Annotated in this window: 20 protein-coding genes and 1 tRNA gene; 10 read left to right on the plus strand and 11 right to left on the minus strand. The window is 36.5% G+C overall.

What is annotated here, in order from left to right; genetic code table 11:
* Positions 1 to 19 precede the first annotated feature (19 nt).
* From lptB to EKL96_RS10840, 4 genes are all read right to left on the minus strand, one after another.
* Positions 20 to 760 (minus strand): LPS export ABC transporter ATP-binding protein, encoded by a 741-nt coding sequence (gene lptB / locus EKL96_RS10825; protein ID WP_126453458.1) that lies wholly within the window; start codon positions 758 to 760, stop codon positions 20 to 22.
* A gap of 94 nt (positions 761 to 854) precedes the next feature.
* Positions 855 to 1,208: a carboxymuconolactone decarboxylase family protein gene (locus tag EKL96_RS10830; protein WP_126453460.1), complete on the minus strand. Its 354-nt coding sequence runs from the start codon at positions 1,206 to 1,208 to the stop codon at positions 855 to 857.
* Positions 1,201 to 2,016, minus strand: coding sequence for a twin-arginine translocase subunit TatC (gene tatC, locus EKL96_RS10835; RefSeq protein ID WP_126453463.1), 816 nt, complete (start codon positions 2,014 to 2,016; stop codon positions 1,201 to 1,203). The genes EKL96_RS10830 and tatC overlap by 8 nt, the downstream gene beginning before the upstream one ends.
* Entirely contained in the window at positions 2,016 to 2,981 is a 966-nt protein-coding gene (locus tag EKL96_RS10840; protein ID WP_199739609.1) for an SIS domain-containing protein, read from the minus strand. Before EKL96_RS10840 ends, tatC begins: the two co-directional genes overlap by 1 nt.
* 85 nt (positions 2,982 to 3,066) lie before the next feature.
* On the opposite strand from EKL96_RS10840, the gene EKL96_RS10845 reads away from it, so the two are divergent.
* Positions 3,067 to 5,262, plus strand: coding sequence for a RecQ family ATP-dependent DNA helicase (locus tag EKL96_RS10845; protein ID WP_126462057.1), 2,196 nt, complete (start codon positions 3,067 to 3,069; stop codon positions 5,260 to 5,262).
* A gap of 9 nt (positions 5,263 to 5,271) precedes the next feature.
* Positions 5,272 to 5,667: a hypothetical protein gene (locus EKL96_RS10850; protein ID WP_126462059.1), complete on the plus strand. Its 396-nt coding sequence runs from the start codon at positions 5,272 to 5,274 to the stop codon at positions 5,665 to 5,667.
* A 95-nt stretch (positions 5,668 to 5,762) separates the two neighbouring features.
* Here EKL96_RS10850 and EKL96_RS10855 read toward each other — a convergent pair whose 3' ends face one another.
* Positions 5,763 to 6,002, minus strand: a complete 240-nt coding sequence (locus EKL96_RS10855; protein ID WP_126462062.1) for a hypothetical protein — start codon at positions 6,000 to 6,002, stop codon at positions 5,763 to 5,765.
* Between the two features lie 213 nt (positions 6,003 to 6,215).
* Between EKL96_RS10855 and EKL96_RS10860 the strand changes: the two genes are divergently transcribed.
* On the plus strand, positions 6,216 to 7,781 hold the full coding sequence (locus EKL96_RS10860) for an NAD(P)/FAD-dependent oxidoreductase (protein WP_126462065.1): 1,566 nt from the start codon (positions 6,216 to 6,218) through the stop codon (positions 7,779 to 7,781).
* A 307-nt stretch (positions 7,782 to 8,088) separates the two neighbouring features.
* Here the strand turns inward: EKL96_RS10860 and EKL96_RS10865 are convergent, their stop codons facing one another.
* From EKL96_RS10865 to msrB, 5 genes are all read right to left on the minus strand, one after another.
* The gene (locus EKL96_RS10865) at positions 8,089 to 9,162 is read right to left on the minus strand and encodes a glycoside hydrolase family 130 protein (protein WP_197037216.1); all 1,074 of its coding nucleotides are present in this window, start codon (positions 9,160 to 9,162) and stop codon (positions 8,089 to 8,091) included.
* Between the two features lie 235 nt (positions 9,163 to 9,397).
* Positions 9,398 to 9,562 carry a hypothetical protein gene (locus EKL96_RS14220; RefSeq protein WP_156063255.1) on the minus strand — a complete coding sequence of 55 codons (165 nt, stop codon included), beginning with the start codon at positions 9,560 to 9,562 and terminating at the stop codon, positions 9,398 to 9,400.
* Between the two features lie 251 nt (positions 9,563 to 9,813).
* On the minus strand, positions 9,814 to 11,121 hold the full coding sequence (locus tag EKL96_RS10870; protein WP_126462070.1) for an amidohydrolase: 1,308 nt from the start codon (positions 11,119 to 11,121) through the stop codon (positions 9,814 to 9,816).
* A gap of 211 nt (positions 11,122 to 11,332) precedes the next feature.
* Entirely contained in the window at positions 11,333 to 11,947 is a 615-nt protein-coding gene (msrA, locus tag EKL96_RS10875) for a peptide-methionine (S)-S-oxide reductase MsrA (protein WP_126462073.1), read from the minus strand.
* Between the two features lies 1 nt (position 11,948).
* Positions 11,949 to 12,509 carry a peptide-methionine (R)-S-oxide reductase MsrB gene (msrB, locus tag EKL96_RS10880; RefSeq protein ID WP_126462076.1) on the minus strand — a complete coding sequence of 187 codons (561 nt, stop codon included), beginning with the start codon at positions 12,507 to 12,509 and terminating at the stop codon, positions 11,949 to 11,951.
* A 289-nt stretch (positions 12,510 to 12,798) separates the two neighbouring features.
* Between msrB and idi the strand changes: the two genes are divergently transcribed.
* The 7 genes from idi (at position 12,799) to EKL96_RS10915 (ending at position 16,430) form a co-directional block, all read left to right on the plus strand.
* Complete coding sequence (gene idi / locus EKL96_RS10885) at positions 12,799 to 13,359, plus strand: isopentenyl-diphosphate Delta-isomerase (RefSeq protein WP_126462079.1); 561 nt, start codon at positions 12,799 to 12,801, stop codon at positions 13,357 to 13,359.
* Between the two features lie 12 nt (positions 13,360 to 13,371).
* Positions 13,372 to 13,782, plus strand: a complete 411-nt coding sequence (locus EKL96_RS10890) for a 6-pyruvoyl trahydropterin synthase family protein (protein ID WP_126462082.1) — start codon at positions 13,372 to 13,374, stop codon at positions 13,780 to 13,782.
* Positions 13,782 to 14,237, plus strand: coding sequence for a peroxiredoxin (locus tag EKL96_RS10895; RefSeq protein WP_126462085.1), 456 nt, complete (start codon positions 13,782 to 13,784; stop codon positions 14,235 to 14,237). Before EKL96_RS10890 ends, EKL96_RS10895 begins: the two co-directional genes overlap by 1 nt.
* Before the next feature lie 149 nt (positions 14,238 to 14,386).
* The gene (locus tag EKL96_RS10900) at positions 14,387 to 15,349 is read left to right on the plus strand and encodes a type I phosphomannose isomerase catalytic subunit (protein ID WP_126462089.1); all 963 of its coding nucleotides are present in this window, start codon (positions 14,387 to 14,389) and stop codon (positions 15,347 to 15,349) included.
* Between the two features lie 68 nt (positions 15,350 to 15,417).
* A complete protein-coding gene (locus EKL96_RS10905; protein ID WP_126453511.1) occupies positions 15,418 to 15,684 on the plus strand; it encodes a hypothetical protein in 267 nt (88 codons plus the stop codon).
* Positions 15,685 to 15,762: 78 nt separating this feature from the next.
* Positions 15,763 to 15,836, plus strand: a tRNA-Thr gene (locus EKL96_RS10910).
* Between the two features lie 129 nt (positions 15,837 to 15,965).
* The gene (locus EKL96_RS10915; RefSeq protein WP_126462092.1) at positions 15,966 to 16,430 is read left to right on the plus strand and encodes a hypothetical protein; all 465 of its coding nucleotides are present in this window, start codon (positions 15,966 to 15,968) and stop codon (positions 16,428 to 16,430) included.
* Positions 16,431 to 16,628: 198 nt separating this feature from the next.
* Here EKL96_RS10915 and EKL96_RS10920 read toward each other — a convergent pair whose 3' ends face one another.
* Positions 16,629 to 17,339: a DUF4369 domain-containing protein gene (locus EKL96_RS10920; RefSeq protein ID WP_126462095.1), complete on the minus strand. Its 711-nt coding sequence runs from the start codon at positions 17,337 to 17,339 to the stop codon at positions 16,629 to 16,631.
* Between the last annotated feature and the right edge of the window lie 140 nt (positions 17,340 to 17,479).

Genomic DNA, 17,479 nt, shown 5'->3' on the forward strand with positions numbered 1-17,479 from the left:
CTAAAAACGAAGCACTCTTTTAAAACTCCAACTTTCTTTTTCGAAGCTCGAAATTTTGCCCCAGATACACGCGACGTACCATTTCATCCTCAACTAATTCTTCTGGAATTCCGGCTTTAAGGATGCCACCTTCAAACATTAGGTAGGTTTTATCAGTGATGGCTAAGGTTTCCTGAACGTTGTGATCTGTAATAAGAATTCCGATATTTTTATTTTTTAATTGCGCTACAATTCGCTGAATGTCTTCAACGGCAACAGGATCGACACCGGCAAATGGTTCATCTAATAAAATGAATTTTGGATCTGTAGCCAGACAACGGGCTATTTCAGTTCTGCGGCGTTCACCGCCGGAAAGTAAATCCCCACGATTGGTTCTAATGTGTTCTAAACTAAACTCATCAATTAAACTTTCCATTTTTGCTTCTTGTTCCGCTTTGGATAATTTTGTCAATTGCAAAACACTTAATATATTGTCTTCGATGCTTAATTTTCTAAAAACGGAAGCTTCTTGAGCTAAATAACCAATTCCCTGCTGTGCTCTTTTATACATCGGGTAATCTGTGATGTTCAAATCATCTAGGAATATATTTCCGGAATTGGGTTTTACTAATCCCACAATCATGTAAAATGAAGTTGTCTTTCCGGCACCGTTAGGCCCCAAGAGTCCAACGATTTCGCCTTGATTTACCTCTACCGAAATGCCTTTGACAACACTGCGTCCTTTGTAGGTTTTGATTAGATTTTCGGCTCGTAATTTCATTTTTTTTGGTTTAATCGTTTAACGCATCAATCGTTTAATTGTTTAATCGTCAAATAAACGAATAAACAATTAAACGATAGAACTTCTTAACAAATTATTTTGTTGCGGTTTCCTCCAGTGCTTCCCAGAACTCATAGGCTCTGCGCAAATGAGGCACAACAATAGTTCCGCCAACAAGTGTAGCAATTCCCATCGCCTCCATCATTTCTTCTTTGGTGACACCTTCTTTGAAGCTCGTCTCCAAATGGTATTTTACGCAATCATCGCAGCGTAAAACGGCTGAAGCAACAAGGCCTAAAAGCTCTTTTGTTTTTACATCCAAAGCGCCTGGAGCATACGCATTGGTATCCAAATTAAAAATTCGCTTTACAATTTTATTATTGTCTGCCAATAATTTTTCGTTCATTTTCGAACGGTACTCGTTGAATTCATTTATGATATCAGCCATTTACTTTTTTTTGATTTTTTACAACTATTTTCGATATTAAGATACTTGCTTCATAGATTAACAACATCGGGATGGTTACAATTATTTGACTCACCACATCCGGAGGCGTTACAATTGCCGCTACTATAAGGATGATGACTACGGCATATTTCCAGTATTTCCTCAAAAATTCAGGGGTTACCAAGCCTAATTTAGTCAGGAAATAGATAATTATTGGTAATTCAAAAAACAATCCGCAAGCGATAACACTGGTTTTTACCATCCCAATGTAGGAATCAACGCTAAACTGATTTTTTACTACATCACTTATGGTAAATGTAGCAAAAAAGTTCATCGACATGGGGACAATTACGAAATAACCAAAAAGGACACCCATGAAAAAGAGCAAGGAGGAGGTGATCACAAAAAGCTTTGCGTGTTTTTTTTCGGTTTCATACAATGCTGGGCTTATAAATTTCCAGATTTCCCATAATACAAAAGGAAATCCCAATATAAAACCGGCGGTGATACAGGTCCAGATCAATACATTGATCTGTCCTTCCATATTGGTGTTTTGAATGATAAAAGCCATTTCGGTTACGCAAATACTATCAGCAAAACCCAAATAATGTGATAAATCACAAAAAGCACGGTAGGTAATAAAATTTGGATTGGTTGGTCCAAAGATGATAACGTCAAAAATATAGTCACTGATAAAAAATGTAACAGTGGCCAGGATTAATATAGCCACAGTACTTCGAACTAATAACCATCTTAATTCTTCAAGATGATCTAAAAAGGACATTTCGTTTAAGTTTTTCTTTGCCATTATAGTATTCCTTCTTTTAAAATGTCGTGTATATGTAAAACTCCTTTGTATTCGCCATGATCAACCACTACTAATTGGGTGATAGAAAAATCTTCCATTATGTTGAATGCCTCAACTACCATAGCTTCCGAAGAAGTCATTTTTGGGTTTTTTGTCATAATATCTTTTGCGGTTAAATCAGTGAAATTATCTCGTTCATTGAGCATTCTTCTTATATCTCCGTCCGTAATGATTCCGATTACCTTATGCTGATCTACAACTGCAGTGACACCAAGGCGCTTTTCTGAAATTTCGAAAATAACTTTTTTGATTGAAGCATCCGGAGTAACCATTGGTTTTAGACTGTGCTCTAACATATCTTTCACTTTGAGCAATAATTTTTTTCCTAATGTGCCCCCAGGATGGTAGACCGCAAAATCTTCCGGTTTGAAATCGCGCATTTCCATCAGGCAAACCGCAAGTGCATCTCCCATGACAAGTTGTGCGGTAGTGCTGTTTGTAGGGGCAAGATTGTTTGGACAAGCTTCGGAGGTGACGTTGGTATTCAAAACAAAATCAGATCCTTTGGCAAGAAAAGAGGACGTGTTTCCAGTAATGGCAATCAAGGTATTGTCAAAACGTTTCAATAACGGAACCAGTACTTTTATCTCTGGACTATTGCCACTTTTCGAAATACAAATAATCACATCATCATTTTGTATCATTCCTAAATCACCATGAATGGCTTCGGAGGCATGAAGAAACAACGACGGAGTTCCGGTAGAGTTAAAAGTAGCCACCATTTTTTGGGCAATAATAGCGCTTTTTCCTATCCCTGTTACTACTAGTCTTCCGGCAGTATTATAGATGCTTTGTGTGGCACTAATAAAGTTTTCATCCAGAAAATCAGCGAGTTTTGCAATGGATTGGCTTTCCGATAAAATAGTTTTTTTGGCACTTGCCAATATATTTTCTGTAGTTATCAAAACTGAATAATTAAAATTTGTGTGTGTAAAAGAAATTTGTACCTTTAGATGATGCAAATTTATACAAAATACCACATAATAAAGAATGAATTCAAACGAAATTGAAATACACAAAGAATTAAAGAAATATTTTGGCTTCAGCCAATTTAAGGGATTGCAAGAACAAGTCATAAAAAGTCTGTTGAATAAGCAGAACACTTTTGTGATAATGCCAACTGGTGGGGGAAAATCACTATGTTACCAGCTGCCCGCTTTAATTCAGGAAGGAACTGCAATAGTAGTATCGCCTTTAATCGCTTTGATGAAAAATCAAGTTGATGCCATTCGAAGTTTATCCTCAGAAAACGGGATTGCTCATGTTTTAAATTCCTCCCTGACCAAAACTGAAATTGCGCAAGTAAAAAAGGATATTACCTCTGGATTGACTAAGCTTTTGTACGTTGCGCCGGAATCGTTGACAAAGGAAGAATATGTCAATTTTCTAAAAACCGTACCCATTTCTTTCGTAGCCATAGATGAGGCTCATTGTATCTCAGAGTGGGGACATGATTTTAGACCAGAATACCGGAACCTGAAACACATCATAAAACAACTGGGTGATTTGTCTATTATAGGACTAACGGCTACTGCTACTCCTAAAGTACAGGAAGACATTCTCAAAAACTTGGATATGTGTGATGCTACCACTTTTAAGGCATCCTTCAATAGACCCAATTTGTATTATGAAGTCCGTACTAAAACAAAAAATATTGAATCGGATATTATTCGGTTCATCAAACAGCATAAAGGCAAATCGGGTATTATTTATTGCCTGAGCCGTAAAAAAGTCGAGGCTATTGCCGAGGTGTTGCAAGTCAACGGGATAAGTGCCGTGCCATATCATGCGGGATTAGATGCTAAAACCCGTGCAAAACATCAGGACATGTTCCTTATGGAGGATGTCGATGTCGTAGTGGCCACCATCGCTTTTGGGATGGGAATAGACAAGCCGGATGTGCGTTTTGTAATTCACCATGATATTCCTAAATCATTAGAAAGCTACTATCAGGAAACAGGACGTGCCGGTCGAGATGGTGGTGAAGGCCATTGCTTGGCATATTACTCCTATAAAGATGTCGAGAAATTAGAAAAATTCATGTCCGGGAAACCCGTTGCAGAACAGGAAATTGGATTTGCTTTATTACAGGAGGTTGTGGCTTACGCCGAAACTTCGATGTCCAGAAGAAAGTTTCTGTTGCATTACTTTGGAGAAGAATTTGACGATGTCACGGGCGAAGGAGCAGATATGGATGACAACGTTAGAAATCCAAAAACAAAAACAGAAGCTAAAGCGGAAGTAGTACAACTGCTGGAAGTGGTGCGTGATACCAAACATTTATACAAATCAAAAGAAGTTGTTTTTACCTTGATTGGTCGTGTCAATGCAGTGATCAAGGCGCATAGAACGGATGCGCAGTCTTTTTTTGGATGCGGTTCAAAACACGATGAAAAATATTGGATGGCCTTGCTGCGACAGGTTTTGGTAGCTGGCTATTTATCAAAAGATATAGAAACCTATGGCATTGTCAAAATTACCGGCAAAGGACTGGATTTTATAAAAAAACCAAAATCCTTTATGATGTCGGAAGATCATCAATACAATGAGTCAGTCGATGAGGCTATTGTAACCGCATCAAAATCTACCGGAGTTGCAGATGAAATTTTGATGGGTATGTTGCGGGATTTGCGTAAAAAAGTAGCTAAAAAAGTTGGCGTTCCACCATTTGTGGTTTTTCAGGATCCATCACTAGAAGATATGGCTTTGAAATATCCGGTTTCTCAAGAAGAATTGATTAATATTCATGGGGTTGGAGAAGGAAAAGCCAAAAAATATGGAAAGGAATTTCTGGAATTAATCAGCCGCTATGTTGTAGAAAATGACATTACGCGTCCGGAAGATCTTGTCGTAAAATCGACAGGAGTCAATTCAGTAAATAAACTCTATATCATTCAGAATATTGACAGAAAATTATCGCTCGATGATATTGCTTCCGCAAAAGGGATTAAGATGGATGTTTTAATAAAAGAGATGGAACAAATTGTGTATTCTGGTACCAAGCTGAACATAAAATATTGGATTGACGACATGCTTGACGATGAACAACAAGAAGAAATTCACGAGTATTTCATGGAATCCGAATCGGATAATATTGAAGCAGCGCTCAAGGAATTTGACGGTGAATATGATCTTTGTGAATTGCGTCTGATGCGAATAAAATTCATTAGCGAAGTGGCGAATTAAAATAATTTTATGAAGTTTTTAAAAGTGTTTTTTGCTTTTTTAGTATCAGTCAGCTCATTTGCAACCGGTCAGGTTCCGGATTATTTAATTATCGAAAAAGATACTTTAGCCATACAATCAAATCCTTTAGAAGGGTATTTTAAAGATCATCCAATTCCAGAAAAATTAATAACTAACCTTTCCAGTGCCAATTGGAGAGGTTATGTTGCTTATTTTAAATTTATAGATGGAAAATTTGTTGTTGAAAACATTTATAAAGAAGATTATAAAGAAAATAGCAACGGTAAGACTGATTATTTTCTGACCTCTATTTATAAAGATGTTTTTGGGACAAATGTTACTTTTGAATGCAATTATTATTCGGGTTTATTAATATGTCCTTCAGGAAAAATAGTGCAAACTTGATTTAAAGTGATGTAAGGTTCTATGATTAGGCTTAAATTTTGATAACAACCGTTGTTTTGATTTTTTTGTACATTTAGACCTTCGGCTTTATGACTTTAGACTGTAAATAATTCTCCACGATGCGGTTTCAAAGCATCTCGTACCTGAATCATGTTTTCATCGGTGACCACCATAAAAGCAATGGCAAGCATTTCGCTTTGGATTTCGAACCCAGTGATATTCAATGGCAATTTTTCAATAGCGATGTATTCTTTTAAATGGATTTCATGGTGTTCGGCAGTTTTTGCGGAAGCTGGCCCACGGAAATCCCATATCAATTTTATTTTTCTGGACATTTTTCCTTAAGATTAATCGGTTAATGGTTTAACTGGGTAACTGTTTTAGCATACAAAGTTACAACCTCTAATTCGAAAACTAGTCAATTTTAAAAATTGAAAACGGATTCTGTTTTCTACAAGAAGAAGTCAGTACAAAATACTACTTTTGTACGTGGATTATTTTTGACATTTTAAAAGTCAAATAATCTGAAAATCGAATAATCTAAAAAAATGCCTCAAGAACTCTTATTACAAGTATCCCCGGAAATTGCAGCAAATGATGTGCTGCTAAAAAATCATTTGTCAAAACAAATTACCGTTTCTGTAACTGAAATTCAACATATTTCTATTTTAAAGAGGTCGATCGATGCCCGTCAAAAAGCCATTAAAATCAATCTTAAAGTTGTGATTTATTTAAAAGGAGAGCTTTTTCAAGAGCAAAAAATACAACTTCCGGAGTATAAAAATGTTTCCTCAGCTCAAGAAGTACTTGTTGTTGGTGCCGGACCCGCCGGACTTTTTGCTGCTTTGCAATTGATCGAGTTAGGGTTAAGGCCTATAGTTATCGAGCGTGGAAAAGACGTTAGGGGCAGACGAAGAGACTTGAAAGCCATCAATCTCGATCATATCGTCAATGAAGATTCCAATTATTGTTTTGGCGAAGGCGGTGCCGGAACCTATTCGGACGGGAAGTTGTATACGCGTTCTAAAAAAAGAGGTGATGTAACGCGTGTCTTGGAATTGTTTGTCGCTTTTGGAGCCTCTGAAGATATTCTGATTGAGGCGCATCCGCATATTGGAACAAATAAATTACCTCAGATTATTCAGGACATTCGAGAGAAAATCATCGAATGTGGTGGACAGGTTTTATTTGAAACCCGATTGACCGATATTTTATTAAAAAATAATGAAGTTCAGGGTGTTGTTACTCAAAACGGCGACACCATTCTTGCCAATAAACTCATTTTGGCTACGGGACATTCAGCTCGTGATATTTTCGAATTGTTAGACCGAAAAAAGATTTTTATCGAGGCCAAACCTTTTGCCTTGGGCGTGCGGGCAGAACATCCGCAATCTTTGATTGACAGCATTCAGTACAGTTGTGATTACCGTGGGGAGTTTTTACCTCCCGCTCCGTATTCTATTGTGAAACAAGTAGGAGGCCGGGGAATGTATTCCTTTTGTATGTGTCCTGGCGGCGTGATTGCTCCTTGCGCCACGAGTCCCGGCGAAGTGGTTACTAATGGTTGGTCCCCATCCAAAAGGGATCAGGCTACTGCTAATTCGGGAATTGTAATCGAATTGCAACTGGAGGATTTTAAACCTTTTGCTAAATTTGGTGCTTTGGCCGGAATGGAATTCCAAAAAAGTATCGAGCAACGCGCTTGGCATTTAGCTGGCGAAAGCCAAAAAGTGCCAGCACAACGCATGATTGATTTTACACAAAACCGAGTTTCATCGGATATCCCAAAAACATCGTATGTTCCCGGAACTACTTCGGTAGAAATGGGACAGGTTTTCCCCGATTTTTTAACGCAAATATTACGGGAAGGATTTACTGAATTTGGAAAATCAATGCGAGGTTATTTGACTAATGAAGCCGTGCTTCATGCGCCAGAATCCAGAACGTCATCCCCGGTGCGTATTCCCAGAGATCCCTTGACCTATGAACATGTTCAAATAAAAGGGCTGTATCCTTGTGGAGAAGGCGCAGGTTATGCAGGCGGAATTATTTCTGCCGCTATTGATGGCGAGAAATGTGCGTTGATGATTGGAGCGATTTTAAACCAAAAATAATCTGAATAGGAATTTAGGTTTTACTACAGATTTTCCAGCTTTGAAATAAACTTCACTAATTGCCACCAATATCAATTATTATTAATTGGCATTGGTGGCTTATACTAAGAATTGCAGCCGTGCCAACTTTAAGTTTTCCCACTAAATCTAACCAGTTTTTTATAGCGTTCTTTATTTCTACTTTCAATGAATTTGAAAAAGTTAAAAAAAAAGAATTAATCCCCAAAATAAAAGGGATATAATATTCAGATTTTTGGCTTATTTAGGAAGTTTAGTAGTTGATTAATTAATGTCAACAAGATGGGTATTATCTGTTTTTGACAGCAACGGCAATTTTTGAATCAGCCGTTCCATAATACAAGAACCATTGTTTTTTAAAGTAAACTAATCCTTCTACAAAACAAACCTCATTTACTTCGCCTGTTTTTTCATAAGGCTTGTCCGGATGAAGGAAATAACTATCCATTCGGTCTATTAATTTATAGGGCTTTTCTTTGTCAAATAGCGCCTGGCTTGCTGCATAAGTGAATTTAGGTAAACTTGAATCATTATAATTTTCGGCATTACTTCCGTTGTAAATCAGCACGATACCTTGCTTTTGAAGTAATGCAAAAGGACCGGGTTCTACTAAACGACTATCAAAATATCCCATTCTGGGATGTAAAACAGTAATCATTTTTTTGTTTTCATTATTTTCGGCTACTTCCCAATGGATGAGATCTTCAGAGGTTGCTATATACAAATCAGTATCCCCAAAATACATCCAGTATTTGCCTTTAATTTTTGTAGCTATGATTTTATCTTTGTATAATTTGCAAACTATAGCTCCGGATTTTGACCACAAGTCTTTGTATTTTTCTTCCCTTAATACTAAACCGTGTTTTGTCCATGTTTTTAAATCTTTTGAACTGGCTAAACAAAGACGCGCAGTTTTACCATCATAGGATGTGTAAGTCATAATGTAAGTCCCATTCTCGCTTTCTATAATTCTAGGATCTTCAACACCTCCTTTCCATTCGTATTGTTTCATCGTGTCGTTGTCCGGATAGAATATTGGTGTGGGTTGTTTTTTAAAGTGCAGTCCATCATCGCTGATAGCTAGGCCTAATCTTGATGTCATGTCTTTGTCTTGCGCTCTGTAGATGAGGTATACTTTTCCGTCTTTGACAATAGCGGATGGATTAAGAACATTTCGTTCTTCCCAGTGGACTTTTTTGTTGCTTATTGGAGATTGAAAAACAGGATGTAACTGTGGTTCTAAAATAGGGTTTAGGCTATCTACTTTTACAAAGTCGAGCATCGCCCAATCCTTACTTTTACTTTGTGATTTATAGATAGAATTACCGCCGCAACTCAGTAGGATAAATGCGAATATGAGCATGATGGTTAGTTTCATAATGGTTATATAAATATGGTTTTAAGTATTCTTGAAGGAGTTTATGATTCCTAGCGTTATTTAGTATTTATTTGTCTCCGATAGGTGTGAAAGAGTCTTGTACGGTAAAGTTGCATCTATTTTATTAAACAACAATTCTCTTTTTGAAGTTACTATGATTTTAATGCTTTTAAGATGTTTTTTTTACATGTATTATGCTCATAAGATGAAATTGTTTGGCTTATTTTTTTGTTACAAAAGGCAACCAATTCAAATAAAGCTCTCTGTTTCTTGATTTCAACCCGCAACTCATGGAAAGTTTTAACAGTATAGGAGTCAGACGTTTTTTATAAGACGAGGTTCTACGCCCTTTTTGGTATTTAAAATAGGTTTCAAGTGCTTTCATTTTACAGCTTTTTAGTTGGCAATTTTCCTAGAGATTTCTTTTGAATATGTTTAGTGTTTCCTTGACAGAATCAACTTTTAAGATGCAGACATAAATTTACTAAAAATCGTTAAAAAAAAACAGGTTAAGTTGCTTTAAATAAATCATTTGAATATTATTTTTTTGAATCATACAAAGGTGTAAAAAAACCGAAAATTTCTTTTCGGTTGTAGTTTTAAAAACTTTTTAAAATTGTCTATTCAGGTACTAATTTATTTTTTAGCATTCATTTCCATATAATCTATAGTTAGGTCGGACATTGCTTTCATTCCTAATACAAAACTACCCTCGTCGATATAAAAATCGGGGGTATGATGTGAGGCTGTTTCGGCAGGATTTTTGCCTTTTGGCATTCCACCCAGGAAAAAGAAAAGTCCGGGAACTTTGTCTTGATAGTACGAAAAATCTTCGGCTCCAGTTGCTGCAGGAGTCAATACCACATTGTTTTTCCCCGCTACAGTTTCTAATGTAGGGAGCATTTTTTCAGTCAATATAGGATCGTTATAGGTAATCAGGGTTTGTTTAGTGATGATCACCTCGGCAGTAGCTCCGGCACTTTCTGCAATATTGGTGGTAATTTGTTTCAATCTATTATGGATCATTTCCTGAACTTGTTTGTCTAGGGTCCGAATCGTTCCTGCCATTTCAAGTTCTTCCGGTATAATATTACTTCTTACGCCAGATGTAATTTTTCCAACACTAACCACGGCCGCGGACTCCGTTAAATCTACATTGCGACTCACAATAGTTTGTAATCCCAATATTATTTGGGAAGCCGCAACAATAGGATCTACGGATTGCCATGGGCTGGCTCCGTGTGATTGTTTTCCTTTTATTTTTATCTTGAACCAGTCTGAGGAAGCCATCGCTCCTTTTGGACGGTAATTGATTTTGCCGACTTCGGTGTCTGCGCTAATGTGTAAGCCAAAAATCACATCTACTTTTGGATTTTCCAGAACGCCTTCTTTTACCATTAGTGCAGCTCCACCTTCTTCACCATCGGGAGCGCCTTCCTCAGCAGGTTGAAAAATGAATTTAACCGTTCCTTTTAATTCACTTTTGATAGCGGCCAGAATTTCAGCAGTTCCCATCAGCATGGCTATATGCGAATCATGTCCGCAAGCATGCATGACACCTACTTCCTGACCGTTGTATTCTCCCATTGCTTTTGAGGCAAAAGGAATGGCGACTCTTTCTGTTACAGGCAAGGCATCCATATCTGCCCTAAGTGCTACAACCGGACCGGGTTTTCCGCCTTTTAAAATTCCTACCACGCCAGTTTTGGCCACACCAGTTTGTACTTCCATGCCCAAAGAACGCAAATGTGTTGCTATTTTTTCGGCAGTTTTAAATTCTCTATTGCCTAATTCAGGGTTTTGGTGAAAGTCTCTCCGCCAGGTACTGACTTTAGATTCTAAGGAGGCTGCTTTTTGGGCAACCGTGGCTTTAAGAACGGAATTTTGTGCAGTAGCAAAAAAGGAGAAGGAGCATAAGCCAGCAAAAAGAATAATTTTTTTCATTAGTTGGTAGTGTAAAATTTGGTTGCTAAACAGCCTTTATTTTAGTTAAAAACACAGCTGTTTCGATTCTAAAGAAGGTCAGTTAGAAACAAATATAGCAAAATTATTTCGTCTGGCATTAATTTTAAATAGGGGTGTAAAGTGTCTTTTTTTTGAGTAGGATATAAAAAAACCGTCTTGTTATTTCAAACAAGACGGTATTCTTACTCTTTTATTTTTGTTTCTTCAATCGGTTTTTAAAAAGCTTTTCGAATTTCTCCATTTTAGGTTGAATTACCATTTGACAATAGGGTTGGTTCTTATTGTTGGCGTAGTAATTTTGATGGTAATCTTCTGCTTTGTAAAATTTAGTCAACGGTTCTAGTGTTGTTACTATCGGACTATCATAAATCTTGGCCTTTTTCATTGCGTTGATTATCGTTTGCGCTGATTTTTTTTGTGCTTCATTTTTATAAAAAATGGCGGAACGGTATTGTGTTCCTACATCGGCACCTTGCCGGTTAAGTGTCGTTGGGTCATGTACCGTAAAAAAGACTTTGAAAATCTCATCTAGATTCGTTACGTTTTTGTCATAGGTAATTTTTACCACTTCTGCATAACCCGATCTTCCAGTTGACACATCTTCATAGGTAGGATTGGTATTTTTGCCGCCTGCATATCCTGAGATTACCGATTGTACTCCAATGAGATTCTCATAAACGGCCTCAACACACCAGTAACATCCACCGGCTAAAGTAATGGATTCAAGATTGGATTGCTTTGGTGTTTGACCTTGCGCAAACAAGCTACTGGTCGTTAAAATACATACTAAAAATAATTTTTTCATGTTATTTGGTATCAGGTATAAAGTCCAGTGCGATTGAATTCATGCAGTATCTTTTTTTGGTTGGTTCCGGTCCGTCATCAAAAAGATGACCTAAGTGACCGTTACATCTTCCGCAGAGCGCTTCAGTTCTTTCCATTCCCAGTGAATTATCGGTTTTATAAACCACACTGTTTTTATTGTCTTGTTCGAAAAAGCTTGGCCAGCCGCAAGTGCTGGAAAATTTGGCGCCGGAACGAAATAATTTGTTGCCACAGGCGGCACAATAATAAGTCCCCTTGTCATCTGTATTCCAGAATTTTCCTGTGAAAGGTCTTTCCGTATCCGCATTACGAGTTACTTCATAGACATCTTCGGGTAGAACTTTTTTCCATTCGGCATTACTTATTTTGAGTTTTGCAGTATCCGTATTGGAGTAATATGGGTTTCCAGGTTTTTCAATTGTGTTTTTCATTGTGACAGTTTTTTTTATAGGATCTTGTTTCTTTGTTGTTTGTGCACAGGCAGTGAACATGAATAAAGAGGTTAAAAATAATACACTTACGAATTGGTTTTTTGTTTTCATCTTTTTTTTATTTACAGTACAAATGTAAAGCGCTTTTTATTTTAAAATGTCGGCTACTTTGCAATTGAATTTTCTTTTATTTAAGTTTTTGATTCCTCTATATTTACGAAAAAAACAGCCTTTTAGTTTTGCGGGTCTTACCCACGCTAAATTGTAAATTAGAAGACTAATACAAAGAATATAAAATTAGAATATTAGGGTATTCAACACTCGTTAAACTTTTCACAAATTCAAAAACGGTATAGATACCCGTTCTTTTTTTGTATTTTTGACCTAATTATAAATCCACATGTTAGAAGAAAATGTAATCTTAGTTAATGAAAATGATGAGCAGATAGGGCTGATGCCTAAGCTTGAAGCGCATGAAAAAGCAGTTCTGCATCGTGCCTTTTCAGTTTTTGTTCTAAACAGTACGAATGAAATCATGCTGCAGCAGCGGGCAGGTCAAAAATACCATTCCCCGTTATTGTGGACTAATACATGTTGCAGTCATCAACGCGAGGGAGAAACAAATATTCAGGCGGGAAACCGAAGGCTATTTGAGGAAATGGGTTTTAAAACAGAACTCAAAGAACTTTTTCATTTTATTTATAAAGCGCCGTTTGATAATGGCTTGACGGAGCATGAACTCGATCATGTGATGATTGGCTATTATAACGACGCACCGGTCATCAATCCGGAGGAAGTGGAAGACTGGAAATGGATGAAAATTGAGGATGTTAAAATGGATATGGAATTGCAGCCGGCCTTATACACCGTTTGGTTCAAAATAATTTTTGACGAGTTTTATTATTTTCTGGAAGAACATAAAAGCCCTTTGTCTCTGAACTCGAGCACAGATAACCCCTAATTTATACGTTTTATGAAAGTGACTATTTCACGAAAAGCCCATTTCAATGCGGCTCACAGATTGCATAGGAAAGATTGGACTTTTGAACAAAATGATGCCGTTTTTGGCAAGTGCAACAATCCAAATTTCCACGGGCATAACTATGAACTGATAGTAAGTGTGACTGGGGAAATTGATCCGGAAACGGGTTATGTAATGGATGTGAAATTTCTGAGTGATATTATTAAAGAGGAAGTTGAGCATCAGTTTGATCATAAAAATCTGAACTTGGATGTTCCGGAGTTTCAGGATTTGAATCCAACAGCTGAAAATATTGTAGTAGTCATTTGGAATAAAATTAGAAAAAGAATCAAGGCAGAGTTTGAATTAGAAGTGGTTTTATACGAAACACCTCGGAATTTTGTAACTTATAAAGGAGAATAATGGAGCTAAAAGTAGGAGATACTATTCCCCATTTCATGGCGAAAGACACCAATGGAACTGATTTTGACAGTGGAAACGTAGTAGGCCAAAAACCGCTTGTAATTTATTTTTATCCTAAAGATAATTCGCCTGGATGTACTGCGCAAGCCTGTAGTTTTAGGGATCAATACGAAGATTTTAAGGATTTGGGTGCAGAAGTGATAGGGATTAGCAGCGATAGCGTTGCCTCACATCAAAAATTCAGCAAACAATTCAAACTGCCTTTTATTCTCTTGTCCGATTCTGATAAAAAAATAAGAAAACTTTTTGGGGTTCCCTCTGGAATGTTCGGGTTGCTTCCAGGACGAGTGACTTATGTAACGGATAAAAACGGAGTAGTACAAATGATTTTTGACAGTATTCTGGCAACAAAACATATTCCTAAAGCACTTGAAGCCATTAAAAAATTAGTATAATCAATTACAAGATGTGATTTGCTACCTTTCTGATTGGAATTAATTTATACTTTTTTCGGTAGTTTAACGGACTCCTGTAAATGGAAACCTATTTTGGTGGAAAACAATATTGATTTGTTTACATTTGGGACTCAAAAAAAAATAGTTACATGACATTTTATCCCTTACAGTTTGAACCCATTTTGAAAGAAAGAATCTGGGGTGGTGAAAAATTAAAAACAATACTTAATAAACCCATTGCCTCAACGCATATTGGCGAAAGTTGGGAGTTATCGACTGTAGCAGGAGATGTCAGTATTGTGGCTCACGGAGATTGGAAAGGCAGTGCATTGACAGATATTATTAATGAGTTTCCTGAGAAAATCCTAGGAACAGCGGTTTATAATCGCTTTGGAAAGCAATTTCCATTGCTTTTTAAATATTTAGATGCCCGTCAAGATTTGTCTATTCAAGTACATCCTAATGATGCCTTAGCAAAAAAACGCCACAATTCTTTTGGTAAAACAGAAATGTGGTATATCTTGCAAGCAGATGATAACGCCCGAATTATTGTAGGTTTCAAAGAAAAGTCGAATCCCGAAGCCTATTTAGAAAACCTAAAAAATAAAACCCTGCTCTCTATTCTGGACGATATAAAAGTACAAGCAGGAGATGTTTTCTTTCTGGAAACCGGCACTGTTCACGCTATTGGTGCTGGGTTAATGGTGGCCGAGATTCAACAAACTTCGGATATTACGTATCGATTGTATGATTTTGATCGAGTAGACACGAATGGGAATACCAGAGAATTGCATGTGGATTTGGCATTGGAAGCGATCAATTACAACACAGTTGAAACTAAAAAAGAATACTCTAAGAATAGCAATGAGTCTAATCCAGTGGTTGATTGTCCTTACTTTACCACTAACTTTATCCCGCTAGATGGAGCTATTTCAGTTTCTAAATCTGGAGAAAGCTTTACCGTATATATGTGTGTGGAAGGAGCATTTGAAATAGAATTTGACAATTCAAAACTAGAATATAAAAAGGGAGATACCGTTTTGATTCCTGCTGCCATGCATGCATTCATTATCAATGGAAAAGCTTCAATTTTAGAAATTTACATTTCATAGTCGGTAATAGAAAGATTATGTGTACTTTTGCAGACGCAAATTAAAATTCAAATTTTAAAAAAATAAAAATGGCAAACATTAAGAATTTAAAAAAAGACATCAACTACGTTTTAGGAGATATTATTGAAGCAGTTTACTTGTTCGAAATTTCTACAACAGGAAAACCAACAACAGAAACGAATGCTTTAATTGACGAAGCGATTGCTGCTTTTGACACTTTAATCACAAAGGTAAATGTTAAAAAAGTAGAAAATAAAAAAGCACACTTCAAACAAATTAATGTTGAATTGGAACAAACTGCTAATCAATTGATTGCTAAAATCAACGAATTGTAGTCAAAAAAAAAGCAAAAAAAGTTTGAATTTGTTTTGGAAAACAGAAATTCAGACCTATATTTGCACCCGTAATGAGTCGCCAGCGTAGCTCAGTTGGCTAGAGCAGCTGATTTGTAATCAGCAGGTCGTGGGTTCGAGTCCCTCCGCCGGCTCTTTGATAAAACCATTCCGTCTTAAGCGGGATGGTTTTTTGTTTTTGGGGACATGACAATTGATTCCTATTTAATGCTTTTCATAATTTTTTTTGTTAAATTTGGGTTCTAACAAAAAAACAAATACATATGGAAGAGCATTCAGTGATTGAAAGTTTCGAAATGAAACTTAGCGCCTCTGCTAAGGGCTTTTTGAAAGAAACCGCAAAGTGGGCCTATTTTTTGTCCATTCTTGGTTACATCGGAATTGGGTTTATTATTTTTGCCGCTTTATTCGCCGGAACGCTATTCTCTGCTATGGCTAAGGTGAATCCTGCTATGGGAATGATGGGATCTTCTTTTGGGTTTGTAATGGCTTTTGTATACTTTTTGATAGCCATTCTTTATTTTTTTCCAGTATATTACTTGAATAAGTTTGCTTCAAATGCCAAAGCAGCATTCCAAAACAATGATTCAGATGCCTTGACTGCTTCGTTAGAATACCTAAAGTCACATTATAAATACATTGGAATTATGACTCTGGTTGTTTTCTCTCTTTATCTTTTACTATTTGTAGGAATGATTGTTGCTGGAATAACTTCTAGTGCGCTATAGTGTGTTTTTAGGTTCTAAAATTGCTTTGATTCAGCCTGTTGCGGAATGTTAATCGGACTGTAATTATAAAACAAAAAACCATCTTGCCTTAACAAGATGGTTTTTGTTTCATTTTTTTTTAGAACATAAATTATGAAAAAACACTACTCAGGATAGAATACGAGGAGGTTCTAATAGTACTTCTCTTAATTTGTATGATTATTGCTGTTTTTTGATTGTTGCTACATACTCTGTTAATTGCTTTCCATAAAGAGATTTTGCCACTTTAGGAGACATTGATTTTTGAATCGTATCTAAGTATTTTATGTTGATGTCGTAAATCTGGGATAAGGCAATATAAGGTGCCACTTCGTAGTTTCTATTGTTTAGAGCGAAATTTGTGGCAAATAAGTATTTTCTTTTCAAGTTAGAATCCTGTTTTGCTCCTATGCTATCAATGGTTTTTATGTTTTGACTTTTTACTGCATTGAATTTTTTTTCTATTAAAATAAGACTTTCATCGGTGAAGCGGCTGTTTATTTTTTTAAATTCTTCAAAGATTTCATTGTTTTTAGAACCTGTAATTGTAGCATCAGATAAGTAGCGATCTAAACTGGTTTCAATAGTTATTTTTCCCGGCTCAGCAAAGAAAGGCAGGTTGTTGTCCATGGAATTACTCACGCCTCTGTCTAGAAACAAGTATAGCATTTCAGGTGATTTTAGATCTAAGTGACTTTCAAAAACGGCGCTTCCGTCAATATGAATCGTGTCAATTGCAACCAGCATTGTATCAACGACTCTTTGGATGTATAAAGTTCCTTTTTTTAATCCTTTAATATTTCCGGTAATGTGTACATTCCCTCCAGGTTCCTCCTTATTACAGGACGATAAAAGGATTAAAGTGATAAATGCTAGAATAGTTTTTTTCATGTGAAGTTAAAATTTGTTTTTTAGGACATGGCATCGTCATTTTTTATGATTTGTCCTGATATCTCGGGATAGAATCCTGGCGATTTGATTAGTGTTTAGATTTTGGCGCAAAATAAAGAAAATTGTTGGAATGATTTTGC

The organism is Flavobacterium sp. LS1R10 (assembly GCF_003968825.1).
Classification (GTDB): domain Bacteria; phylum Bacteroidota; class Bacteroidia; order Flavobacteriales; family Flavobacteriaceae; genus Flavobacterium.